The following is a 24,018-nucleotide window of genomic DNA, read 5'->3' as shown; positions in this document are numbered from 1 at the left end:
GCTACTGCGGGTTCGTGTCGGGCTGGTTCAGCTCGATGAGCTGGGCGATGATCTCGGCGAGCTGCGCGTCGGCGGCGCCGTACGCGGCCCAGTCGCCCTCGGCGAGGGCGGCCTGCTTGTTCTGCAGCGCGACCTTCGCCTCGTTGAGCAGCGCCTGGGTCTCGTCGTCGGGCACGGTCGGGGTCGTCGGCTGCTCGCCGCCCTCGGGTGGCGTCGTCGGCGTGGTGCCGGGCTCCACCTCCTCGTCGCCGGCTGCGGCGCCGGAGTCGCCGCCGAACAGCACGTCGAGCGCGAGGTCGAGCGTGTCCTGGAACGCGATCTGGTCGCCGAACGCCACGAGCACCTTCTGCAGCAGCGGATAGCTCGTGTTGCCGGTCGACTTCACGTACACCGGCTGCACGTAGAGCAGGCCGCCGCCGACGGGCACCGTGAGCAGGTTGCCGTTGATCACCTCGGACTGCCCCTGCTTCAGCAGGTTCAGCGACTGCGACACCGTCGGATCGCCGTTGAAGGTGTTCTGCACCTGGCCGGGGCCCGGCACGTTGTCGTCTTCGGGCAGGGTCAGCAGGCGCAGCGTGCCGTAGCCCTCGGCCCGCTCGCCGTCGGTCGAACCGGCGTCGGAGTCCACCGCGAGGTAGCCGCGCAGCACGTTGCGGCTCTGCTCGCCGCGGGCCTCGGGGATGAACGTGGAGTACAGCGAGTACGCCGGCACGTCCTGCCCGGGCATCTGCATGGTGAGGTAGTACGGCGGCTGCAGCAGCTGCGTGTTCGAGGCCGCGGTCGGGTCGTTCGGCGTGGTCCACGCGTCTTCACGCGAGTAGAACGAGCCCGGGTTGGTCACGTGGTACCGGCCGAGGACGGCGCGCTGCATCTTGAAGAGGTCGGCCGGGTAGCGCACGTGGCTGAGCAGCGCGCCCGACATCTCGCTCATCGGCTCGAGCGTCGACGGGAAGATCTTCTGCCAGGTCTGGAGGATCGGGTCCTCGTCGTCCCAGGCGTAGAGCGTGACGGAGCCGTCGTAGGCGTCGACCGTGGCCTTCACCGAGTTGCGGATGTAGTTGACCTCGTCGAACGGCAGCGACTGCGGCAGGCCCTCGCTGTCGGCGATCGCCTCGCTCATGCTCACCTTGTTCGAGTACGGGTACTGGTCGGTGAGGGTGTAGCCGTCGACGATCCAGACCACGCGACCGTCGACGACCGACGGGTAGCTGTCGGAGTCGAGCGTGAGGTACGGGGCGACCTTCTTCACGCGCTCGATCGGGTCGCGGTCGTAGAGGATCTGCGAGTCGTCGTTGACGGCGTCGGAGAGGAAGATCTGCTCGGACTGGAACTTCAGCGCGTAGACGAGCTTCGTGAAGACGTTGTCGAGCGCCGGGCCGCCGTCGCCCTCGAACGTCGTGTAGGTCTGCTCGTCGCTCGAGGCGCCGGCCGGGTAGTCGAGCTCGACCGGGTCGGCACCCTCGGGCGCACCCACGATGGAGTACGCCGGCGAGTCCTCGCCGAAGTAGACGCGAGGCTCGAACTCGCCGAGCGAGCCCGTCGAGGGGATGCCCGACTGCAGGAACACGGGCTGGCCGTCGACCGAGCGCTGGTTGCCCGCCGCCGCGACGAGTCCGTAGCCGTGCGTGTAGACGATGTGCGAGTTGAACCACGTCTCGGCGTCGCCGAGGCCCGAGAGGGCGAGGTCGCGCACCGCGACGACGGTGTCCTGCGTGGTGCCGTCGATGTCGTAGCGGTCGACGTCGAGCGCATCGGGGAACTGGTAGTACTGGCGGAACTGCTGGAGCTGCTGGAACGCCGGGCTGATCACGAGCGGGTCCATCAGGCGGATGTTCGCCGTCGTGGCGGCATCCGATCGCAGCGCGCCGGGCTCGGCATCGGTTTCGGCCTCGAACGGGATCGTCTCGATGTCGTCGACCCCGTAGGCGTCGCGCGTGAGGTCGATGTTGCGTTCGATGTAGGGCGCCTCGAGCGAACGCGCGCTCGGGTCGACCTGGAAGCGCTGGATCACCCACGGGTAGAGCGAGCCGATGATGAGGCTCGACACGATGAGCAGCGCGGTGCCGATGAGCGGCAGCCGCCAGCGCCCGATGATCGCGGTCACGAAGAAGAGCAGCGCCACCACGGCGGCGATGGCCGCGAGGATGCCGCGACCGGGGATCACGGCGTTGACGTCGGTGTATGCCGCACCGGTCATGAGCGTCGAGTTCTCGGTGACGGTCGCGTACTGGTCGAACCAGATGCTGATCGCCTGCAGCAGCAGGTAGATGCCCGCCGTCACGGCGATCTGGATGCGCGCCGACTTCGAGATGACGACCTCGCGCCCGCTCACGCGGATCGAGCCGTAGAGGTAGTTCGTCGCGATGACGAGCAGGAGCGAGAGCAGCACGACGGCCGAGGCGAACCCGACGATCGAGCGGTAGAAGGGGAGCTCGAAGACGTAGAAGCCCACGTCGAAGCCGAACTGGGGGTCGGTCGTGCCGAACGGCGTGCGGTTGAGCCACATGAGCGTGAGCTCCCACCGGCTCGACGCCGAGACGCCAGCGAAGATGCCGAGCACGGCCGGGATGCCGTACATCGCGAGGCGGCGCAACGGCTCGAAGACCTCCTGGTAGCGGTCGAGCTGCGAGTTGAGCTTCGCGTAGACGGGGCGCGTGCGGTACGCGATCTGGATCGACGCCCAGACGGGCACGGCCATCGCGATGAAGCCCACCAGGAACAGGACGATCCGGGCGACCCATTCCGTGGTGAGCACGTTCAGGAATCCGAGCTGGTCGTACCAGAGGACGTCGGCGTAGAGTCCGACGAACACGAAGAACCCGATCACCAGCAGGGCGACGACCCCGATCGTGATCAGGATCGGCGCGCGGCGTCGCGGAATCCTCGGTTCTTGCGTCTGTGCTGACACTCTCGGCCTCTGTTCGGGGTCGCTGTGGGGGCTCGGGATTCCATCCTAGGGTCGCGATGCTTGGAAACGGCTGTTCGGCCGTTCGCTGTCAGCGACGCCTCAGGATGCCTCGCAGGACGCGAATCCGGAGGTGTCGCCGCGTTCGCCGATCGTCTCGACGATGGTGCGCGCCTCGTCGAGGGTCTCGACGGCGAACACGCGGATGCCGTCGGGGACATGTCCCACGACCTCGTCACAGTTCCCGGCGGGCGAGAGGAACCAGTCGGCGCCCACCTCCTCGGCGCCCCAGAGCTTCTGCCGGACGCCGCCGATGGCCCCGACCTCCCCCGCGGAGTCGATGGTGCCCGTGCCGGCGATGATCTCGCCGCCCGTCATGGCGCCCGGCGTGAGCTTGTCGATGATGCCGAGCGCGAACATCATGCCCGCGCTCGGGCCGCCGACGTTGTCGAGCTGGAGCTCGACGTCGATCGGGAACGCGTAGACCATCCGCACGCCGACGCCGAGCACGACCGTGCCGTCGCGATCGACGGGCGTCACCTGCACCGTGAGCGGCGCGCCGTCGCGCACGACCGACAACTCGGCCGGCGCATCCGCGCCGTTCTCGCGCACCGCGGCGCGCAGCTCGTCGATGGAGTTCACCGGGTCGCCGTTGACCTCGGCGATGACATCGCCCTCCTCGAGCACGCCCGCCGCGGGCGAGTCGTCGAGGATGCCCGCGACGGTGACGTCGCGCGGGAAGTCGTAGCCGAGCTCGACGAGGGCGGCCGCGATCGCGTCCTGCTGCGAGTCGACCATGGCCGCCTCGTTCTGCGCGTCGCGGTCCTCGTCGGTGACGCCGGGCGGGAAGATCGCCTCGACGGGCACCGCGGAGCGCGTGCGGTCGAACCAGGCGCCGAGCACCTCGAGCCAGTTCGGCGTCTGCCCCGGGCGGCCGAGCACGGTCACCGTGAGCAGGTTCAGCTCGCCGTCGGTGGGGAAGGTCTCCTCGTCGGGGATCTCGATGAGGGGCACCTCGTCGCCGTCGTGCTCGGCGACGCCCAACGTGTCGTAGACCGGCCCGGGCTGCTCGATGACGTACGGCGACGGGAGCAGGGCGAACAGCACGCCGATGAGGACGGCGACGATGATCGCGATGCCGCCGATCCGCTCCCGGCGCGAACGGGCGCGCGGGCGCGGCGACGGGTCGTCGTCGAAGAGGGCCATCCGATTCCTTCCGGGGCGGGCCGGACGCCGCCTGGGGCGCCGGGCGGCGATGTTCGCGAAGGGCGGACAGCCGGAAGGCCCAGCCTAGGCCATTTCCCAGACGCGCGCCTGAGCGCCGGGGCTACGGTTGAAGTGACGCGACTGGAGGTGGCGCACGTGGCCGATCGGGACGACGAGCCCTTCGACCGGGACCCCGAGGAGGAGTTCCGCGAGATGCTCCGCGAGCTGCTGTCGGGGTCGGGCGGCATCGATCCGTCGCGGCTCGCCGGCGCCGCGGGGCTGCCCAACGATCCGGCGAGCATCGCCGCGCTGTTCGGGCAGCTGCAGCAGGCGATGAACCGCGGCGACGAGGGCATCGACTGGAGCCTCGCGCTGCGCCAGGGCGAGGACCGCGCGGCATCCGAGCAGCGGCAGATCACGCCCGAGGAGCGCGCCCGGCTCGACCAGGCGCTGCAGGTGGCGGCGCTCTGGCTCGACGAGGTCGTCGACTTCGGAGGCCTCCCCGACACCCCCGAGCTGCTCACGCGTCGCGCGTGGGTCGCGGCGACCATGCCCGTCTGGTCGCAGCTCGCGGAGCCGGTGGCGCTCAGCATCTCCGACTCGCTCACGCGCGTCATGAGCGAGCAGGCGCCCGAGGAGCTGAAGTCGATGATCCAGGGCGCGAGCCGCATGATGCGCGGCATCGGCGGCGCACTGTTCGCCATGCAGCTCGGCCAGGTCGTCGGGCAGCTGGCCGACGAGGTCGTCTCGGGCGGCGACGTCGGCATCCCGCTGCAGACCGACGGTCGCGCGGCGCTCATCCCCCAGAACGTCGCCGAGTTCGGCGACGGCCTCGACATCCCCACCGACCAGGTGGAGCTCTACCTCGGCGTGCGCGAGCTCGCACACGCGCGGCTCTTCCGGCACGCGCGCTGGCTGCGCCTGCACCTCATCACCGCGATCACGGCGTTCGCCCGCGGCATCGACATCGACACCGAACGCCTCGAGGAGCTCGCGGAGGGCTTCGACCCGTCGAACACCGACGCGCTGCGAGACGCGGTCGTGAACGGCGCCCTCATCCGCCCGAAGAGCGAGGCGCAGGAGTCCGCGCTCGCCCGCCTCGAGACGATGCTCGCGCTCGTCGAGGGCTGGGTCGACGCCGTGACGGCCGACGCCACCGGGCGCCTGCCCAAGTCCGACGCCATCGCCGAGTCCATCCGGCGCCGTCGCGCGTCGGGCGGCCCGGCCGAGTCCGCGTTCGCGACGCTCGTGGGCCTCGAGCTGCGACCGCGCCGGCTCCGCGAGGCGGCCGCGATGTGGCGCGCGGTCACCGAGGCGGTCGGCGTCGAGGCGCGCGACGCGCTGTGGGCGCACCCCGACCTGCTGCCGACGTCCGCCGACATCGACGACCCGAGCGGCCTCATCGCACGGCTCACCGGTACCGACACCGCCGAGTCCGAGGCCGACGACGAGTTCGACCAGGCGCTCGAGCAGCTGCTCCGCGGCGAGACGCCGGCCGCGCCCGGCGAGGACGGCGAGGAGCCGAAGGCCTGATCGGCCGGGCGGGCGGTCGCCCGTCCCCGCTCGTGCCGCCTGTGGACGGATCGGGGCCCGAGGCCTGACCGGCCAGTGGGCGCATGGGTCGGTCGTGCCGCCTGTGGACGGATGCCGCGCCGCGGCGCCCCGCTCGGGCATGCTCGCGGCATGGCTCCGCGCATCGACCCGGCCCTCCCCCTCGTCTGGCGCACGCCGGCCGACCTCCAGCTGGGCGCCACGGAGGCTCGCGTGGTGCTCCGCGACGCGGGCGACCTCGAGACGGGCCTCATCTCGGCCCTGCGGCACGGCGCGAGCATCGGCACGCTGACGACGATCGGCATCGGGCTCGGCGGCAGCGGCGAGCGGGTGCGCGCGGTGCTCGCGGCGCTCGAGCCGGCATTCGAGGCGGCAGCCCAGGGTGGGGAACGATCGGCTGCGGGGTGTCCGCCGCGCAGCGTGGTGGCGATCGACGCGACAGGCGAGCTCGGCGCCCGCATCGCCGCCGACCTCGCCCTCCTCGGTCACGAGGTGGTCGACCTCGAGGGCGGCGCCCGCCGATTCGCCGACGGGGAGGGGCCCGACGCGGCATCCGTGCTCGACCGGGCCGACCTCGCCGTGGTCGCGGCCGACTGGGTCGTGCCGCCCGCGCGCCACCTGCGGTGGCTCCGCCGCGACGTGCCGCACCTCGCGGTCGTGTTCGACGACGCCGGGGTGCGGGTCGGGCCGCTCGTCGAGCCGGGTGCGGGCCCGTGCCTGCGCTGCCTCGAGCTCGCGCGTCGCGACGCGGATGCCGCGTGGCCGGTCATCGCGGCGCAGCTCGCCGGACGATCGGCGGCCACGCGCGACCCCCGCGCGGTGATCGAGGCGGCGGCACTCGTGGTCGCGGTCGTCGACGATCGCCGTGTCCACGGACCGGGAGCGCTCGCGTCGGCGTCGATCAGGATCGGTCGCGCACGACCGGCCGGGCTCCCGCGGTCGCATCGGCACGCGATGCATCCCGAGTGCGGGTGCGGAGCTCCTGGAGGAAGCGCGACGGCTCCCGCTCCCCTCGGTGCGCGCCGCCCGCCCGCGCCCAGCTCAGCGAGAGCCGGCGCCGTGCCCGCGTGATGCCGACGTAGAGCAGCCGGCGCTCCTCGTCGATCGCGTCGAAGCCCTTCGCGTACGCGATCGGGAGCATGCCCTCCACGAGGCCGACGATGTGCACCTCGTCCCACTCGAGGCCCTTCGCGGAGTGCAGGGTCGCGAGCGTGACGGCGGAGACCGTCGGCTCGTGCTGCGCCTCGGCGCGGGCGCGCAGGTCGTCGGCGAACGCCCGGAACGTCGTGCCGTCGGGCGCGTCGTCGACGAGGCGGGCGATCGCGTTGAGGGACTCCCACCGGGCGCGAACCGCGCCGGGGCCCTCGGGCGGCTGCACGGTCCATCCGAGCGACCGCAGCACGTCGCTCACCGACTTGAAGAGCGGCTCGCCCGTGATCGTGAGCGCCGCCGCGCGCAGCGCGTGCACGGCCTCGCGCACCTCGGGCTGGTCGAAGAACCGCGCCGCGCCGCGGACGCGCGAGCTCACGCCCACCTCGTCGAGGGCCCGCTCGAGGATCGCCGACTGCGAGTTCACGCGCATGAGCACCGCGATCGCCTCGGGCCGGATCCCCGCGTCGATGCGGTCGCGGATGCGGGTGGCGGCCGCCCGGGCCTCGGCGAGCTCGTCGGGGTACTCGAGCACGACGGGTTCGACGCCCGGCCCGGCATCCGCTGCGGGCCGGCCGCCGAGCGGCGCGGCATCCGCTGCGGCCCGACGCTCATCGTGCCCGGCCGACGCGACCGACCCCGCCGGCGCCACCGCCTCGAGGTGCAGGGCGCCCGCCCGGCCGCGCATGAGCCGGTTGGCGACGCCGATGATCTCGGTCGTCGAGCGGTAGTTGCGTTCGAGCCGCACGAGCGTCGCGTCCTCGTAGCGACGCTCGAAGCCGAGCAGGTACTCGGGGGTCGCCCCGGCGAACGAGTAGATGGTCTGGCTCGCGTCGCCGACCACGCAGAGGTCGCGGCGGCCGCCGAGCCAGAGGTCGAGCAGCTGCTGCTGGGCCGGCGAGACGTCCTGGTACTCGTCGACGACGAAGTGCCGGTAGCCCTCGCGCACCTGCATGGCGACGGCGGGCTCCGCCTCGATCATGCCCGCGGTGGCGAGCAGCACGTCCTCGAAGTCGAGCATGCGGCGCTCGTCCTTGAGCTGCTCGTAGCCGGCGATGAGCGCGAGGAGCTGCTCGGCCGTGAGGTCGCCGGGTGCGCCGCGCGACGCCACGCGTCGCTCGTAGTCGTCCATGCCGAGCACGCTGACCTTGCGCCACTCGATCTCGGAGGCCACGTCGCGCAGGGTGGGCACGTCGACACGGAGCCGCATCCGCTCGGCCGCCTCCCCGAGCAGCCGTCCCTTGTACTCGAGCACCCGGGGGGCCGACCCGCCGACCACGAGCGGCCAGAAGTGGTTGAGCTGCGCGAGCGCCGCGGCATGGAACGTGCGGGCCTGCACTCCGCCCGCGCCGAGCGCGCGGAGTCGGGCGCGCAGCTCGGCCGCGGCGCGCGACGTGAAGGTGAGCGCCATGACGCGGGCGGGGTCGTAGGCCCCGGATGCCACGCCGTAGGCGATCCGGTGCGTGATCGCCCGGGTCTTGCCGGTGCCGGCGCCCGCGAGCACGCAGACGGGTCCGATGAGCGCCTCGGCCACCACCCGCTGGTCGTCGTCGAGCGGGGCGAGCAGCGGGTCGGATGCCCCGGTCACGACGTCGCCCACGCGAGCGACTCGGGGATCGGGCCGCCGTACCAGCGCTCGAGCATCCACCGTGCGATCGACGTGCCGCCCGGCAGGCCGATGTCGCCGACCGACTCGGCCAGCTCCTCCCTCGTGAACCAGCGCAGCTGCAGGATCTCGACCCCGTCGGGCGCTGCGGACGACGGCGCAGCGCCCGCGGCGACGCGAGCCGTGAACCCCAGCATCAGGCTCGCGGGGAACGGCCACGGCTGGGAGCCGCCGTACTCCACGCGGTCGACGAGCAGGCCGGCCTCCTCGCCGACCTCGCGCACGACCGCCGCCTCGAGCGACTCCCCCGGCTCGACGAAGCCGGCGAGCAGCGAGAAGCGGTTCTGCTCCCACAGCGCGTTCGAGCCGAGCAGCACCCGGTCGTCGTCGTCGGTCACGAGCACGATGACCGCGGGGTCCGTGCGCGGGAAGAGCAGGTTGCCCTCGCGATCGCAACGGCGCGCCCAGCCCGCCTGCACGACGGTCGTCGTCGAGCCGCAGCGCGGGCAGAAGCGGGCGTTGTCGTGCCAGTTCGCGAGCGCGAGCGCCTCGGTGAAGAGTCCGGCGTCGCGGTCGCCGAGCACGGGCGCGGCGGCGCGGAGCCCCGACCAGCGGGCGTCCTCGCCCTCGAGCGCCGCCGCGGCATCCGCGTCGACGACCCGGAGCTCGATCGGCGTGCCGGGCGGGAGGCCGTCGGGCGATCCGGCGGTCGCCACCGCGCGCCCGAGGTAGGCGCGCAGCGCCGGCGTCGGCACGTCGGCCGGGCGCAGGAACTGCAGCGACGGCGCCGACCCCTCGATCACCTCGGCGAGGAGCGCCTTGTCGCGATGCACGGCGATGACGCGCGCGGCGGGATCGGCGTCGAGGTGCGCGAGGGCGTCGTCGTCGGCCCGGGTGTCGCCGTCGCGATCGAGGGCCGCGCGCGCAAGTGGCGGGGCTGACGGTTCGCGCACTCGGCCACCTCTCGGCACATCAGGCTCGGCCACGGAGGGCTCGGGCGCTTCGGAGCGGAGTCGGCGGGAAGGCGTGGCGGTCGCCCGGGAGGCGGATCCGCCTGCTTAAGCTGTGTGCCATGGCCAGACCCCCTCTCACTCTAGCCGCGTTGGCCACGGCGGCGGTGCCCGGCCTCGAGGTGAGCGCGGCTCGCGCGCACTCGCGTCGCAGCCACGGGGGCTACGACGCCGTCGAGCTCCGTTCGACCGACGGCCGGCACCTCGTCATCCGCGCGCCGCGGTCGCAGAACGCCGAGACGGAGCAGTCGGCCGACCTCGTCGCCATTCGCGCGATGACGGCCGGGATCCGCGCCCGCCTGCCGTTCCGCGTGCCGCAGTTCGTGGGCCAGGCGCCCATCGACGGCACGCGCGCCGTCGTCACCGGATTCCTCACGGGCGCCGTGCGCACCGCCGACGAGCTCACCGAGCACCCCGCGCTGGCCGCCGCGGTCGGCGCCGCGGTCGCCGCGGTGCACGCGCTCCCGAGCGGCTTCGTCGGGGATGCCGGGCTTCCGCGCGAGACCGCCGACGAATCGCGCGACGCGGTCATCGAGCTCATCGGCCGGACCGCCGACACCGGGCACCTGCCCGCGGCGATCCTGCGCCGCTGGGAGCAGGCGACCGACGACGAGTCGCTGTGGCGGTTCCGCCCCACGGTGATCAACGGGGGCCTCACCGCCGACTCGATCCTCGTCGACGGCGACGCGGTCAGCGCGATCGTGGGGTGGTCGGCACTGGCGGTCGGCGACCCCGCCCGAGACCTGCACTGGCTCATGACCTCGCGCGGGGCATCCGCCGAGATCGCCCTCGAGGCCTACGTCATCGGCCGCAGCGGCGGCGCCGACGGCCACCTGCCGCAGCGCGCGCTGCTCTACGGCGAGCTGGAGCTGGCCCGCTGGCTGCTGCACGGCATCGACCAGCGCGACGAGGCGATCGTCGACGACGCGGTGTCGCTGCTCGACGGACTCGCCGCGAGCGTGCACGACCGGTCGAGCGAGCCGCTGTCGCCCGAGACCGGGCCGATCATGACGGTCGGCGACGTGGAGCGCATGCTCGACGACACGCCCCGCGGCGGCGTGCCGCGCGAGGGCGGCGCGACGCTCCTGACCGACAGTTACGACTTCTCCGAGCTCGAGCGACGCGAGGCGGGCGAGCAGCCGGCGGCGGCGATGGACCTGACCGCGCCCATCCCCCTCGACCTCAGCGACTGGGGCGACGCGGCGCCGCGCGAGGGTCAGCCGACCGCGGACGGAGCAGCGTCCGACGCCGCGACCGACGCCCACGAGCGCCGCAACGCCGCCTCGTCGTAGAGCCGCTCGGGCCGGATGACCCGGTCGTCCTCGACGAAGTAGAACACCGCGTCGACGGTCTCGGGCGGCACGTCGGCCCACGTCGCGTACGCGAGGCGGTACAGCGCGAGCTGGGTCTGCTTGAGCTCGAGGTCGTGCGCGTCGCGCGGTGCCTTGCCGGTCTTCCAGTCGACCACCTGGTAGCGGATGCCGCGCTTCGCGAGCTCGCTCCCGGCGGGCACCTCGTACACCGCGTCGAGCTTGCACACGAACACGTGCGCGTCGATCGGCAGGTGCAGCTCGAGCTCGACGGCGATCGGCTTGCGGCCGCCCCACTCGGACGTCTCGAAGGTGGCCTGCAGGGCGCGCAGGCGCTCGGCGGTCGCGGCCGCGATGGAGGCTGCGGGCGCCCGCTGCGTCGTGGGCGCGTCGTCGGCAGGGCGGTCGGCGGGGTCGGCCCCGTCTGACCCGCGGGGCCGCTCGGCATCGAGTGAGCGGTCGAGCGCGTCGTCGTCGTGCCAGAGCCCGTCGTGCCAGAGCCCGTCGTGCCCGACGTCGTCGATGGCCGCCGCCTCGCCCTCGCCGGTCGCGCGGTGCTCGACCCAGGCGTGGAACAGGGTGCCCAGGCGGGTCGCGCGGTATGGCCGCTGCGGCATCGGACGGCGCAGCTGCTCGGCGACGGCGGCCGGATCGTCGACGTAGTCCTTGAACCGCGACGCCGGCACGCGCGCCGGGATCGCCGGCGACGCCGGACCCTCGGAACGGCGGCGTCGATCCTCCAGCAGCAGGCGCAGCTCCTCGGCGAGGCGGGGGCCGATGCCCGCACCGCTCGGCTGCTCGGCCGCGACCCGCACGGCCTCCGCCGCGGCGAGCACGGGGTCGCGCCGGGCACCGAGCGGATCGAGCGGCCACACCTGGCGCGCGGTGGCGCCGGCGCGCGGGTTGGCGTCGGCGACCGGGGCGGCCGGGAGCACCCCGGGCGCGATGATGCCCGCGCGCGACAGTTCGTAGAGGTACGGACTGGGCTTGCGGGGCGACTTCTGCGTCGACCACCACGATCCGGTGAGCAGGAGCTCGTCGCGCGTGCGGGTGAGCGCCACGTAGGCGAGCCGCCGCTCCTCCTCGGCGAGGCGCTCGCGGTTCTCGTCGGCGAACGCCCCGAGCGCCCGGTCGAACTCGGCCTGGCTCGGCACGCCGCGCCACTGCAGCTCGGGGAGCTCGTCGCGGTCGCCCTTGAAGTCGTTCGGCAGCTCGCCGAAGGCGAGCCAGCCCTTCGTGGTGCGCGGCTTCGCCGGCAGCTCCTCGTCGACGAGCCGCGGGATCGCCACGACGTCCCATTCGAGGCCCTTCGAGCCGTGGATCGAGAGCACCTGCACGGCGCCGGGCTCGGGCTCGTCTTGGCGGGGGGCCAGCCGGTCGCGCTGCTCGGCCTCGGTGAGCCAGCCGAGGAACGCGCCGAGCGTCGGGTGCTCGGACACGTCGGCGAATCCGGCGAGCAGCTCGTCGAACGCCTCGAGGCTCGGCGCACCGAGCGGCTGGGCGGCGTTGGCGGCGACCTCGATGTCGAGCAGCAGCTCCTGCTCGACGAGGTGCACGAAGTCGACGAGCCCGAGGCCGGCGCGGCGGCGCAACGACTGGAGCTGGGCACCCGCCCGGCGCATGCGGCCCAGGCCCACCGCGGTGAACTCGCGCAGTGCGGAGTGGCCGTCGGGCGCCGTGAGCAGGAAGTCGAGCGCGTCGACGATCGACGGCGACTCGTCGGGCGCGATCGACGCGCGCAGTTCGCGGCGGACGTCGTCGTCGAGGCGGCGGCTGCCGAGGTCGCGGTCGGCGAGCCAGCGCGCCAGCCCGTTGAGCGCGATGAGGTCGGCCGGGCCGATGCGCCACCGCGCGCCGCCCAGCACGCGGATGAGCTCGGAGCCCGCCGTCGGGTCGTGCAGCACGCGCAGCACGGAGACGAGGTCGGCGATCACGGGCTGGTCGAGCAGGCCGGCCAGGCCGAGCACGTGCGCCGGCACGCCGTGCGCGCGGAGCGCGGCGGTGAACACGCCCACGTTCGCGAACGTGCGGCAGAGCAGCGCGCCGCTGCGCGCCTCGCGCCCGCCCGCGGTGCCGACGCGCGCGCGGAACCACCGGGCGACGAGGTCGGCCTCCTCCTCGATCGTCTCGGCCCACGCGGTGTCCACGACGCCGGCGCCGGCGAACGGCGACGGGGCGAGCGGCGCCTTCGGGATCCCGGCGTCGAGCGGCTCGATGAGCGCGTTCGCCGCGTCGAGCACGATGCGCGGGTTGCGCCAGCTCGTCGAGAGGTCGAAGACTCCGGCCTCGCCGGGTGCGCCGTCGACGTCGGCGGCGAAGTCGCGCGAGAAGCGTGCCAGGTTCGCGGCGCTCGCCCCGCGCCATCCGTAGATCGACTGGTCGGGGTCGCCGACCGCCATCACCGAGTGACCGCGGAACAGCGTGGCGAGCAGGCGGGTCTGCACGACGCTCGTGTCCTGGTACTCGTCGAGCAGGACCGTGCGAGCCCGTTCGCGGTGGGCGGCCACGACGTGCGGATGCCGCTCGCAGATCGCGAGCGCCAGCGCGACCTGGTCGGAGAACTCGACGTGCCCGCGCTCGCGCTTGGCCGCCTGGTAGGCGTCGGCCAGGTCGAGGAGCGGCGGGAGCGCGCCGACGACGCCGAGCGCGTCGACGAAGGTGGCGAAGTCGGTGCGCTTGCGCGGCGCCTCGATGGGCAGCCCCTCCATCGCGAGGAAGTCGCGCGCGAACGCGCGCACGTCGCGGCTGTCGGCGACGTTCTCGGCGAGCGCTCGGCTCAGCGAGAGCACGGCGCCCGTGACGCGGTCGAGCGACGCGTCGAGCTCGACGAGGCGCGGGTCGGCCGATGCGCTCGCGACCGACCGCGCGAGCATCCACGCGGATGCCTCGCCGAGCACGGAGGCGTCTGGCTCACGGCCGATGAGCATCGCGTGCTCGCGATAGATGGCGCTCGCGAAGGCGTTGTAGGTGCCCACGGCGGCCGACTCGAGCGGATCGAGCTCCACGTCGGCGATGCCCTCGGCGACGAGCTGCCCGACGCGTTCGCGCACCCGCTCGGCCAGCTCGCCTGCCGCCTTGCGCGTGAACGTGAGGCCGAGCACCTCGGGCACGGCGACGTGCCCGTTGGCGAGCAGCCACACCACGCGGTTCGCCATGGTCTCGGTCTTGCCGCTGCCCGCCCCGGCGACGACGATGCTCGCACCGCGCGGGTCGGCCTCGATGACCGCGCGCTGCTCGTCGGTCGGCGGGTGGAGCCCGAGCCTCGCGGCGATCTCGGCGGCGCCGATCGAGGCGGGGGCGGGTGCGGCGCTCATGCCGACACCGCCGGCACCAGGTGCACCCGGTACTGCCACGACCCGAAGCGCGACCGGAACCCGAGCTCGCCCGGGCCCTCGAACTCGCTGCCCGACATCGTGCGCGCGACCGCGGCGAGCCGCTCGCGGAACGCGGCCTCGTCGTCGTCGTCGAACGGCTGCTGCGCGCGCTCGGAGAAGCCGAGACCGCGCACGGGCTTGGCCACGTACACGAGCTTCGCGCCGCCGAGCACGCCCGCGTCGGGCACCTCGCCGAGGCGCGCGGCGAGCTGGTACGCCGCGAGCTGCGGATGCTGCGCGGTCTGTTCGGCGGTCGGCGTCGTGCGGCCGGTCTTCAGGTCGACGATGACCGTCGTGCCGTCGGGCGACGCCTCGACCCGGTCGATGGTGCCCGTGATCCGGATGCGATCGAAGACGAGCGTGAAGCGGCCTTCGGCGCCGAGCAGGACCTTGCGGTCGTCGCGGAACTGGGTGAGGTAGTCGGAGGCGCCCTCGGCCATGCGCCGGGCACCTCGGCGCTCGCGCTCGGCGACCCAGCCGGCCTCGAAGCGGAGGTCGCGCCAGCGCTCCTCGACGGACGCCCACAGCGTCTCGATGCTCGTGTCGCCGTCGTCGCGCCGACCTGCCTCCTCGACGACCGCGTGGATGAGCGTGCCGATGGAGGCGGCGATGCCCGACGGCGGCGCGGCGACGCGGTCGATGAACCAGCCGAGCGGCGACTCCTCGGCGCGGTCGATCTGCGACGGGGAGACCGCCACGACGGCCTCGGGGTCGCCGTCGAGGTCGACGATGGGCGCGGTCGTCGACGGCGCCGCGAGTCCGTACCAGTCGTCGGGGTGCGCGCCCGGAACGCCCTCCTCGGCGAGCAGCGCGAGCGCCGCGGCGGCCTCGTGGTCGCGGCTCGCGGCGAGGTCACGGCGAAGCGCGCCGACGAGCCCGCGCAGGTGGAGCGGACGGCGTCGGGGGCGGAGGCGCTCGGCCGCGTAGCCCATGAGCATCGACGGCTGCTCGTCGTCGTTGGAGGTGCAGCTGAGGACGAGCTGCCGGCGCGCACGGGACGCGGCGAGCGCGAACAGCCGCAGCTCGTCGCCGCGGACCGTGGCGCGGGCCTCGGCGGTGGTCTCGGGCGCGGGAAGCGGTGCACCGGCGCGGGCGGCGTGCACGACGCGCGGGAGCAGTCCGGCGTGCAGCAGCGTGCCGCGCGGGCGCAGGTTGGGCCAGACGCCGTCTTGGAGGCCGGCGACGACCACGACGTCGAACTCGCGGCCGATGAGCGTCGGCGGCGTGGTGACAAGTACCGTCTCGGCGTTGCGCCGTGGGGCGAGGGAGTCCTCGGGGAGCTCGCTCGCGAGCACGTCGTCGACGAAGCGGAGGGCCGGAGCGTCGGGCTCCCGCTCGACGAAGCGCGTCGCGGCGGCGAACAGGGCGACCGCGGCGTCGAGGGCGCGGTTCGCCTCCTCGGCGAGCACGCCCGTTCCGCGTGCCTGCGCGCCCCACTCGGCCGCGAGGGAGCTGCCGTCCCACAGCGACCAGAGCACCTCCTCGATGGTGCCGCCCGTCTCGCCGACGGCGCGCGCGGCGTGCAGGAGCTTCGCGAGGCGCGCGGCCCGACGGCCGGGTGCAGCATCGATGGTCTCGAAGCCGCCGGGCGCCGACAGCGCGTCGACGAGGAGCTCGTCGCCCGGGCGCGAGCCGCCCGCGGCGAGCTCCTCGTGCCGCAATGCGAGCCGGAGCCGGCGCAGGCCGACACCGTCGAGGCGGCCGAGCGGGCCCGTGAGCAGGCTCACGGCGAGCTCGGGCGTGAGGGGTTCGCGCCCGAGCACGAACGACGCCGCGGCGAGGAGCGCGGCGGCGGCCGGCGCCTCGCGCAGCGCGGTGCGGGCGGCGTCGCCCGCGGTGGGCACGTCGGCGAGCGCGAGGCCGCGTTCGATGGCCGGCACGTCGGCGCCCGACCGCACGACGACCGCCATTGACGACCACGGCACGCCGTCGAGCAGGTGGCGCTCGCGCAGCAACCCGGCGATCGCCTGGCATTCGGCGGCATGCGAGGCCGCCTCGATGCCGAGCACGGGTGCGAGCGGGTCGTCGTCGGCACGGCCGTCGGAGCCGTCGTCGTCGGCACGGCCGTCGGAGCCGTCGTCGTCGGCACGGCCGCCGGAGCTGTCGTCGTCGGCACGGCCGTCGGAGCCCTCGAGGAGCCCTGCGAGCGCCGCCTGGCGATGGGTGCCGCCCAACGCCGTGCCGATGTGCGAGGTGACCGAGCGCACGAGCTCGCGGATCGCGGGTCGGCCGCGATGCACCGTGTCGAGGTCGATGCGACGAACGGGGGCGCCCACCACTGCGCCGAGCGAGCCGAGCAGCTCGGGTCGGCCGCCGCGGAACCCGTTGCTCGCCACGTCGGGATCGCCGAACGCGACGATCGCGACCCCGCGTGCGGCGAAGGCGCCGAGCAGCGCGGCGGTGGCCTCGGTCGCCTCCTGCGCGTCGTCGACGACGATGAGCCGCAGCCCGGTGAGCACCCCGAGCGCCGCGGATGCCACGGGGTCGACCGTGCTGCGCCGTACGATCGCCGCGGCGAACGCGCCGAGCTCGGCCGAGTCGAACTGAGTCGGCCGCAGCTGCTCCTTGACCTCGGCGTACTCGGCGAGGAACGCGGCGGCGGCGACCCACTCGGGCCGGGCCGCCCGCTCGCCGAGCCGGGCGAGGTCGTCGGCGCCGACGCCGTGCTCGACGGCGCGCATCATGACGTCGCGCAGCTCGGAGCGGAAGCCGCGAAGGGCCCGCACCTCGGGCGTGAGCGGGTCGGGCCACGCGGGCCCGAAGCCGTCGCGGATGCCGCCCTCGAGGAGCTCGCCGACGATCTGGTCGTGCTCGGCGCCCGTGAGCAGCGTCACCGGCTCGCCCGTGAACGCGCGGACGAGCTGGAACGCGACCGAGTTCGCCGTGCGGGCGAGCGGACCGCGCGTGGTGACGCCGAGCCGCACGGCCAGCTCGTCGCGGAGGGCGGTGGCCGACGCCCGCGTGGCCGACAGCACGAGCACCTCGTCGGTCGTGTAGCCGCGGCGCTCGACGCGCTCGGCGACGACGTCGATCAGCAGCGCGGTCTTGCCGCTGCCCGGGGCCCCGAACACCGCGGCATGCTCGCCGTCGACCAGGGTCGCGACGGGATGCAGGAGGGTCGCGGTGCCGGGCATGCCTGAACGCTAACGCGTTCCGCCGACAGTGAACGCGTACGGCCCGGCGCGGCCCGTGTCGTAGGGTTTCAGCAAGAGCAGAAAGGCGCACCGTGGACGTTCGCATCGGCATCCAGAACTCCCCCCGTGAACTCGCATTCGAGACGTCGCACTCGGCGGCGGAGGTGGAGGAGGCCGTCGGGGCGGCCCTCGCAGGGCAGTCGGCGCTGTTGAAGCTCACCGACGACAAGGGCACCGTCTACGTCGTGCCGGCGCCCGCGCTCGCCTACGTGGAGATCGGCTCCGAGGAGTCGCGCCGCGTCGGATTCGTCGCCTGACGATGGAGCTCCTCTTCGTCGTGCTCGGCGGCGCCATCCTCGGCCTCGCGGCGCGCTACGCGCTCCCGCGTCGCCACACCTACGGCAGCGCCCTCGTCCCGGCCATCGGCGCCGGCGTGGCCGCAGTCGTGTGGGTCGCCCTCACCTGGCTCGGCTGGGCGTGGGACGGCGGATGGATCTGGGTCGTCTCGCTCGCCGTCGCCGCCCTCGCGTCGGTCGGCGCCGTGCTCTTCATCGGCCCGCGCCGCGAGCACGCCGACACGGCGCTCTTCGAGCGGCTCGCCCGCCCCGGGGCATCCGCCCGCAGGGCCTAGCCGACTCGGGTCGCGACTCGCCGTTCAGGCGGTGGGTCCGCGGGTGTGCGGCAGATGGGGTCAGCTGAGCGCGCGCCGTTCAGGCGGTGAGCCCGAGCGCGTCCATGCGGCGCGTGTGGTCGGCGATGAGCTCGGTGAACACGGGCTCGACGTCGTCGCCGGATGCCTCGGACGCCCGCAGCGCCGACCGCGCGATGAGCAGCGTGTCGCCCACGAGGCTGCGCCCCCAGAGTGCGAGCCGATCGGCGAGGTCGGGATCGTTCGCGATCGCGGACTTCAGCTCGGTCTCGAGCACGACCGACGCGCCCTCCTCGTCGAGGATGGCGCGCACGCGCGAGCCGAGCTCGACCGGCAGTCCCTGGGCGAGCCGCGAGAAGTAGCCGTCGAGCATCCCCGCCGTGATGTGGATGCCGAGCAGCAGTTCGAACCAGTCGGCGCCGGAGGTGGCCAAGCGGAACCGGTCGGTGGCGGGCGCGAACGGCGCCATCACGTCGTCGGGCTCGACGCCGAGGCGGCGGAGCTCCGCGATGAGGGCGTGGTGCTTGCGGAGCGCGACACCCGCGGCGGCGCTCAGCCCCTCCTTCGCGGGCAGCGTCGGCGCGGTCGCGACGGCCCTGGCGAGGTTCTCGAAGAACTCGAGCTGGATGTACGCGGCCTGGCCGAGGAACGGCACGGGCTCGGGCACCAGCTCGGCGAAGTCGACCTTCGCCAGCTCGGTGGGGGCGACGCGGGGACGCATGCGCGGCGTCTCGGGGCGGGGGACCCGCCGATTCGTCCAGAACACCACGGGGACAGCCTATATCCGAGCCTCGCCGGCACCCCGGAGAGGGTCGTCGGGCGCGTTCCGGGCGCGTCCGGGCACCCCGTTCGAGGGCCGCTCAGTCGCCGTCCGAGAGGCTCACAGGCTCACTCCGATAGTGTGGAGGGGCATGCGGGCGTTGGATCCGCGGCCATGCGCCTGTGATCGAGACGAGGCGCATCCCCTCATCACGAACCTCGACAGGCAGATCCTTGACTACTTTCACCGACCTCGGCGTCGCGTCCGACATCGTCGACGCCCTCGCCGGGAAGGGCATCGTCGATGCCTTCCCCATCCAGGAGCAGACCATCCCCCTCGCCCTCTCCGGGCAGGACATCATCGGCCAGGCCAAGACCGGCACCGGCAAGACCTTCGGCTTCGGCCTCCCGCTCATCCAGCGCCTCGGCGACGCGCCCGGGCCGGGCGTGAAGGCGCTCGTCGTCGTCCCGACCCGCGAGCTCGCGGTGCAGGTGACCGAGGACCTCGAGCTCGCGACCTCCAACCGCCCCACCACCGTGGTCTCGATCTACGGCGGCAAGGCCTACGAGGGCCAGATCGAGCAGCTGAAGGCCGGCGCCCAGATCGTCGTCGGCACGCCGGGCCGGCTCATCGACCTCGCGAACCAGCGCATCCTCTCGCTCGCCGACGCGCACGAGGTGGTGCTCGACGAGGCCGACAAGATGCTCGACCTCGGCTTCCTCCCCGACATCGAGAAGATCTTCTCGAAGGTCCCGGCGACGCGGCACACGATGCTGTTCTCCGCCACGATGCCCGGCCCCATCGTCGCGCTCGCGCGCCGCTTCATGACGCGGCCCATCCACATCCGCGCGAACGACCCCGACGAGGGCCTCACGCAGGCGAACATCAAGCACCTCATCTACCGGGCGCACTCGCTCGACAAGGACGAGGTGATCTCGCGCATCCTCCAGGCCGACGGACGCGGCAAGACCGTCATCTTCACGCGCACGAAGCGCGCCGCCGCGAAGCTCGTCGAGGAGCTCAACGACCGCGGCTTCAACGCCGCGGCCGTGCACGGCGACCTCAACCAGGACCAGCGCGAGCGCGCCATGGCCGCCTTCAAGGCGGGCAAGAAGGACGTGCTCATCGCCACGGATGTCGCGGCGCGCGGCATCGACGTCGACGACGTGACGCACGTCATCAACCACACCATCCCCGACGACGAGAAGACCTACCTGCACCGCGCCGGCCGCACGGGCCGCGCGGGCAAGACCGGCATCGCCGTGACGTTCGTCGACTGGGACGACCTGCACAAGTGGGCGCTCATCAACCGCGCCCTCGAGTTCGGCCAGCCCGAGCCCACCGAGACGTACTCGTCGAGCCCGCACCTCTACAGCGACCTCGACATCCCCGAGGGCACCAAGGGCCGCCTGAAGCCCACGGCCGCCGCCGCCCCGACCCGCTCGAGCACCGCGGGCCGCAGCGAGGGACGCGCAGAGGGCGCCGAGCGCGCGCCGCGCTCGCGCTCGCGTCGCCGCACCCGCAGCGGCCAGCCCACGGGCGAGGGCGGCGCACCCGCGACCGAGAAGGCCGACTCGGCCGTGGCCGCCGCCAAGGAGCCGGGCACCGGCACCCACGACGGCAAGGGCCACGAGCACCACGACGGCAACGCGGCACCGCGTCGTCGCCGTCGCCGTCGCGGTCCGCGCACCGGCGGGGCCGCCCCGCAGGCCTGAGCCGTCGGCGCCCGGGCCCCGGCCCGGGCGCCAAGCGCGCCCGAAGGGCTGGCCCTATGGCGTCACGATCGTCGAGCCCCGCCCCTCGGCGATGATGCGCTCGACGACCTCGGGCGCCGTGCGCAGCTCCCCGAGCCGGTTGGGCTTGCCCGTGCCGTGGTAGTCGCTCGACCCGGTGACGGCGAGCCCGTGCGCTCGCGCGAGCTCGCGGAGGCGGGCCTTGGCGTCGTCGCGGTTCTCGGGGTGGTCGATCTCGAGGCCGAAGAGCCCCTCGTCGACGAGCCGCGCGAGGCGCTCGGGTGGGATGACCCGCTCGGCGCCGCGCGTGCCCGGGTGCGCGAGCACGGGTACCCCGCCCGCGGCGCGGATGAGCCGCACGCCCGTGAGCGGATCAGGCGCGTAGTGCGGCTGCGCGTACCCGGCCCGCGGGTGCAGGATGCCCGCGAACGCCGCCGACCGCGTGGCCACGTGCCCGCGCGCGACGAGTGCGTCGGCGATGTGCGGACGGCCGATCGTGGCGCCTTCGCTGGTCTGCGCGAGCACGTCGTCCCAGCTGAGGTCGTAGTCGCGGCCGATGCGCCGCACGATCTCCTCGGCGCGCGTGAGGCGCGACTCGCGGATGCGCGAGGTCTCGGCGAGCAGGCGCTCGTCGAGCGGGTCCACGAGGTAGGCGAGCATGTGCACGCTCATGAAGCCCTCGCGCGTCGACAGCTCCATGCCCGGGATGAGCACCACGCCCGTGTCGGGCACCGCGGCCGCCGCCTCGGCCCAGCCGCTCGTGGAGTCGTGGTCGGTGAGGGCGACGCCCCAGAGCCCGGCCGCGGCCGCCTGCGCCATGAGCTCGGCCGGAGACTCCGTTCCGTCGGAGACGGTCGAGTGCGCGTGCAGGTCCGCCTCGCCGACGGTGAGGGGGGCTGCTGGCATCCCCTCATGCTAGTCCCGGCATCCTCCTCCCAGCCGATCGGCGGCGGCGCCTCGGCCACGCGCGCCGAGCCTCCCCTAGGGTGGATGGAATGCTCCCCCGCATCCTCGGCTGGGCACTCGTGCTCGGCACCGTCCTGGTCGCGGCCGTGCTCCTGTGGCCGCAGGCCTTCGGGCTGCAGAACCAGTGGGTGGCGGCGCACGTCGTGGCGCTCCGCGGAGCGGCAGCGGCGTGCGCGGGCGTGGCCGCACTCGTGCTCGCACTGGCGGTGATCCCCCGCGCCACTCGCGTCTTCGGTATCGCGATGGCGGTCGTGCTCGCGCTCTACGCCGTGGGCAACGTCACGGTGCTCGCCGTGCGCGGCCTCGGCGGGTCGGATGCCGCGGGCGACGCGGCATCCGTGACGGTGCTGAGCTGGAACACCCTCGGCGAGGTGCCCGAGGCCGCGACCATCGCCGGACTGGCACTCGACGAGGGCGCGGACGTGGTGGTGCTGCCCGAGACGACCGACCCGCTCGGCGAGGAGGTCGCGATCGCGATGCGCGAGGGCGGGCGGCCGATGTGGGTGCACACGGTCGCCTTCGACGACATCGCGAAGGCCCGTTCGACGACGATCCTCATCTCGCCCGACCTCGGCGACTACGAGGTGGCGTCGGCGCTCTCCCCCGGGCCGCCCGGCAACACCAACACGCTGCCGTCGATCGTGGCCGAGCCCGTCGACGGCGACGGCCCGCGCATCGTCGCGGTGCACGCGGTCGCCCCGATCCGGTGGGAGCTGCGCAATTGGCGCAGCGACCTCGACTGGCTCGCCGAGCAGTGCGCCGGCGAGAACGTGATCATGGCGGGCGACTTCAACGCGACCGTCGACCACTTCGCTGGCCGGGGGATCGACGGCGGCGACCTCGGCCGGTGCCGGGATGCGGCTGTGGCGGCGGGGGCCGGCGGCCTCGGGACCTGGCCGACCGATGTGCCCGAGCTCCTCGGCAGCCCGATCGACCACGTGCTCGCGACCCCGGGCTGGCGGGTCGACGCGTTCCGGGTGATCGGCGACGTCGACCACGCCGGCAGCGATCACCGCCCAGTCGTCGCGACGCTGACGCCCGTCGGATGAGGCCCTCGGACGGTGCGAGAATGGAGCACATGTCCGAGACGAGCGACACCAGCACGACCACCGCACCCACCGCCCCCGACGAGGAGGGCCGCAACGCGAATCGCTCGACCACCCCGGGCTCCGAGGGCTTCAAGCGCTACATCGGCAGCGGCTGGGCCGAGCGCGACGAGACCCTGCCGCCCGCGCGCGAGCAGGCCGCCCACGCGGCGGCGCGTCGCGCGACCGTCTCGGCCGCCTTCCCCGGGCAGCGGGTCATCGTGCCCGCCGGCGACATGAAGCAGCGCGCGAACGACACCGACTACCCGTTCCGGGCCCATTCCGCGTTCGCGCACCTCACCGGCTGGGGCTCCGACTCCGAGCCGGGTGCGGTGCTGGTCCTCGAGCCGACCCCCGATGGCCACGAGGCCACGGTCTTCTTCCGCGAGCGCGCAGGGCGCGACTCCGAGGAGTTCTACGCCAACCCCGCGATCGGCGAGTTCTGGATCGGCGCCCGCCCCTCGCTCGCCCACGTCGCCGCCGACCTGGCGATCGCGACGAGCGACGTCGCCGACCTCGACCACGTGCTCTCGCGGGTCGACACCGCGACGCTCGTCGTGCGCGAGGCCGACCCGGCGATCACCGACCGCGTCGACCACGCCCGCATCCGCTTCGCGGCCGAGATGGCCCTGTCGACCAACGCGGCCGACACCCCGTTCTCGCTCGAGGTGAACGCCGAGCACGAGCCCGACGCGGAGCTGGCCCGGGTCCTGTCCGAGCTGCGCCTCGTGAAGGACGACTACGAGGTCGCCGAGCTCCGCGCCGCCATCGACGCGACGCAGCGCGGCTTCACCGAGGTGCTCGAGGAGCTCCCCCGCATCACCTCCGAGGTGCGCGGCGAGCGGGTCATCGAGGGCGTCTTCGCGACGCGCGCCCGCCTCGACGGCAACGACGTCGGCTACGGCTCGATCGCCGCGGCCGGCCCGCACGCCACGATCCTGCACTGGACCCGCAACGACGGCCCCGTCGTGCCCGGCGACCTCGTGCTGCTCGACGCCGGCGTCGAGCGCGACAGCTACTACACCGCCGACATCACGCGCACGTTCCCGGTGAACGGCACGTTCTCGCCCGTGCAGCGCCAGGTCTACGAGGCCGTGCTCGAGGCCGCGGATGCCGCGTTCGCGGTCGTGCGGCCCGGTGCGATCTTCCGCGAGGTGCACGCCGCCGCGATGGCGGTCATCGCCCGGAAGACGGCGGAATGGGGCTTCCTGCCCGTCTCGGCCGAGGAGTCGCTCGAGCCCGACAACCAGTTCCACCGCCGGTACATGGTGCACGGCACGAGCCACCACCTGGGACTCGACGTGCACGACTGCGCGCAGGCCCGCCGGTCGCTGTACATGGACGGGGAGCTCGCTCCCGGCATGGTGTTCACGATCGAGCCCGGACTGTACTTCCAGCCCGACGACCTCACCGTGCCCGCGGAGTTCCGCGGCATCGGAGTGCGCATCGAGGACGACATCCTCGTGACCGCAGACGGCGCCGAGAACCTCTCGGCGGGCATCCCGCGCACGGTCGACGAGGTCGAGGCCTGGGTGCGCGCGAGCCGCGGCTGAGGCTTCCGACCCGCAGCGACTCCGGAG

At 73.8% G+C, this 24,018-nt stretch carries 15 protein-coding genes; 7 read left to right on the top strand and 8 right to left on the bottom strand.

Annotated elements, in window-relative coordinates; all coding sequences use genetic code 11:
* Position 1: 1 nt before the first annotated feature.
* On the bottom strand, positions 2-2,908 hold the full coding sequence (locus tag FYC51_RS14425) for a UPF0182 family membrane protein (protein ID WP_148734502.1): 2,907 nt from the start codon (positions 2,906-2,908) through the stop codon (positions 2-4).
* Between the two features lie 99 nt (positions 2,909-3,007).
* Positions 3,008-4,111: a YlbL family protein gene (locus tag FYC51_RS14420; RefSeq protein ID WP_148734501.1), complete on the bottom strand. Its 1,104-nt coding sequence runs from the start codon at positions 4,109-4,111 to the stop codon at positions 3,008-3,010.
* A gap of 213 nt (positions 4,112-4,324) precedes the next feature.
* Between FYC51_RS14420 and FYC51_RS14415 the strand changes: the two genes are divergently transcribed.
* On the top strand, positions 4,325-5,644 hold the full coding sequence (locus FYC51_RS14415; protein WP_148735334.1) for a zinc-dependent metalloprotease: 1,320 nt from the start codon (positions 4,325-4,327) through the stop codon (positions 5,642-5,644).
* Positions 5,645-6,563: 919 nt separating this feature from the next.
* On the opposite strand, the gene FYC51_RS14410 is transcribed toward FYC51_RS14415, so the two are convergent.
* Positions 6,564-8,411, bottom strand: coding sequence for an ATP-dependent helicase (locus FYC51_RS14410; RefSeq protein WP_148734500.1), 1,848 nt, complete (start codon positions 8,409-8,411; stop codon positions 6,564-6,566).
* Positions 8,396-9,370 carry an NAD(+) diphosphatase gene (nudC, locus tag FYC51_RS14405; protein ID WP_148734499.1) on the bottom strand — a complete coding sequence of 325 codons (975 nt, stop codon included), beginning with the start codon at positions 9,368-9,370 and terminating at the stop codon, positions 8,396-8,398. Before nudC ends, FYC51_RS14410 begins: the two co-directional genes overlap by 16 nt.
* A gap of 119 nt (positions 9,371-9,489) precedes the next feature.
* Here nudC and FYC51_RS14400 point away from each other — a divergent pair, with 119 nt between their 5' ends.
* Positions 9,490-10,719: a phosphotransferase gene (locus tag FYC51_RS14400; RefSeq protein ID WP_148734498.1), complete on the top strand. Its 1,230-nt coding sequence runs from the start codon at positions 9,490-9,492 to the stop codon at positions 10,717-10,719.
* On the opposite strand, the gene FYC51_RS14395 is transcribed toward FYC51_RS14400, so the two are convergent.
* Together FYC51_RS14395 and FYC51_RS14390 are read right to left on the bottom strand one after the other, a co-directional pair.
* Positions 10,644-14,051, bottom strand: coding sequence for an ATP-dependent DNA helicase (locus FYC51_RS14395; protein ID WP_148734497.1), 3,408 nt, complete (start codon positions 14,049-14,051; stop codon positions 10,644-10,646). The genes FYC51_RS14400 and FYC51_RS14395 overlap by 76 nt on opposite strands.
* Entirely contained in the window at positions 14,048-17,245 is a 3,198-nt protein-coding gene (locus FYC51_RS14390; RefSeq protein WP_148734496.1) for a UrvD/REP family ATP-dependent DNA helicase, read from the bottom strand. Before FYC51_RS14390 ends, FYC51_RS14395 begins: the two co-directional genes overlap by 4 nt.
* Before the next feature lie 92 nt (positions 17,246-17,337).
* Between FYC51_RS14390 and FYC51_RS14385 the strand changes: the two genes are divergently transcribed.
* Complete coding sequence (locus tag FYC51_RS14385; RefSeq protein WP_148734495.1) at positions 17,338-17,562, top strand: DUF3107 domain-containing protein; 225 nt, start codon at positions 17,338-17,340, stop codon at positions 17,560-17,562.
* A 2-nt stretch (positions 17,563-17,564) separates the two neighbouring features.
* The gene (locus FYC51_RS19630) at positions 17,565-17,876 is read left to right on the top strand and encodes a hypothetical protein (protein ID WP_238476398.1); all 312 of its coding nucleotides are present in this window, start codon (positions 17,565-17,567) and stop codon (positions 17,874-17,876) included.
* Positions 17,877-17,955: 79 nt separating this feature from the next.
* Here the strand turns inward: FYC51_RS19630 and FYC51_RS14375 are convergent, their stop codons facing one another.
* On the bottom strand, positions 17,956-18,663 hold the full coding sequence (locus tag FYC51_RS14375; protein ID WP_148734494.1) for a ferritin-like fold-containing protein: 708 nt from the start codon (positions 18,661-18,663) through the stop codon (positions 17,956-17,958).
* Positions 18,664-18,887: 224 nt separating this feature from the next.
* Here FYC51_RS14375 and FYC51_RS14370 point away from each other — a divergent pair, with 224 nt between their 5' ends.
* Positions 18,888-20,369 (top strand): DEAD/DEAH box helicase, encoded by a 1,482-nt coding sequence (locus tag FYC51_RS14370; RefSeq protein WP_148734493.1) that lies wholly within the window; start codon positions 18,888-18,890, stop codon positions 20,367-20,369.
* Between the two features lie 54 nt (positions 20,370-20,423).
* Here the strand turns inward: FYC51_RS14370 and FYC51_RS14365 are convergent, their stop codons facing one another.
* Positions 20,424-21,293, bottom strand: a complete 870-nt coding sequence (locus FYC51_RS14365; RefSeq protein WP_148734492.1) for a PHP domain-containing protein — start codon at positions 21,291-21,293, stop codon at positions 20,424-20,426.
* An 89-nt stretch (positions 21,294-21,382) separates the two neighbouring features.
* On the opposite strand from FYC51_RS14365, the gene FYC51_RS14360 reads away from it, so the two are divergent.
* Both FYC51_RS14360 and FYC51_RS14355 read left to right on the top strand, forming a co-directional pair.
* Positions 21,383-22,402, top strand: coding sequence for an endonuclease/exonuclease/phosphatase family protein (locus FYC51_RS14360; RefSeq protein ID WP_148734491.1), 1,020 nt, complete (start codon positions 21,383-21,385; stop codon positions 22,400-22,402).
* Positions 22,403-22,431: 29 nt separating this feature from the next.
* Positions 22,432-23,991: an aminopeptidase P family protein gene (locus FYC51_RS14355; protein ID WP_148734490.1), complete on the top strand. Its 1,560-nt coding sequence runs from the start codon at positions 22,432-22,434 to the stop codon at positions 23,989-23,991.
* Positions 23,992-24,018: the final 27 nt, after the last annotated feature.

The sequence above is a fragment of the Agromyces mariniharenae genome, assembly GCF_008122505.1.
GTDB lineage: Bacteria > Actinomycetota > Actinomycetes > Actinomycetales > Microbacteriaceae > Agromyces > Agromyces mariniharenae.
The sequence above is the reverse complement of the archived record's forward strand: the minus strand, read 5'-3'. Positions and strand labels throughout refer to the sequence as shown.

Bases quoted from the DNA above. Each gene is read 5' to 3' on its own strand.
- FYC51_RS14420 (WP_148734501.1), bottom strand. From the start codon at position 4,111: ATGGCCCTCTTCGACGACGACCCGTCGCCGCGCCCGCGCGCCCGTTCG.
- FYC51_RS14415 (WP_148735334.1), top strand. From the start codon at position 4,325: ATGCTCCGCGAGCTGCTGTCGGGGTCGGGCGGCATCGATCCGTCGCGG.
- FYC51_RS14400 (WP_148734498.1), top strand. From the start codon at position 9,490: ATGGCCAGACCCCCTCTCACTCTAGCCGCGTTGGCCACGGCGGCGGTG.
- FYC51_RS14395 (WP_148734497.1), bottom strand. From the start codon at position 14,051: ATGAGCGCCGCACCCGCCCCCGCCTCGATCGGCGCCGCCGAGATCGCC.
- FYC51_RS14390 (WP_148734496.1), bottom strand. From the start codon at position 17,245: ATGCCCGGCACCGCGACCCTCCTGCATCCCGTCGCGACCCTGGTCGAC.
- FYC51_RS19630 (WP_238476398.1), top strand. From the start codon at position 17,565: ATGGAGCTCCTCTTCGTCGTGCTCGGCGGCGCCATCCTCGGCCTCGCG.
- FYC51_RS14365 (WP_148734492.1), bottom strand. From the start codon at position 21,293: ATGCCAGCAGCCCCCCTCACCGTCGGCGAGGCGGACCTGCACGCGCAC.
- FYC51_RS14360 (WP_148734491.1), top strand. From the start codon at position 21,383: ATGCTCCCCCGCATCCTCGGCTGGGCACTCGTGCTCGGCACCGTCCTG.
- FYC51_RS14355 (WP_148734490.1), top strand. From the start codon at position 22,432: ATGTCCGAGACGAGCGACACCAGCACGACCACCGCACCCACCGCCCCC.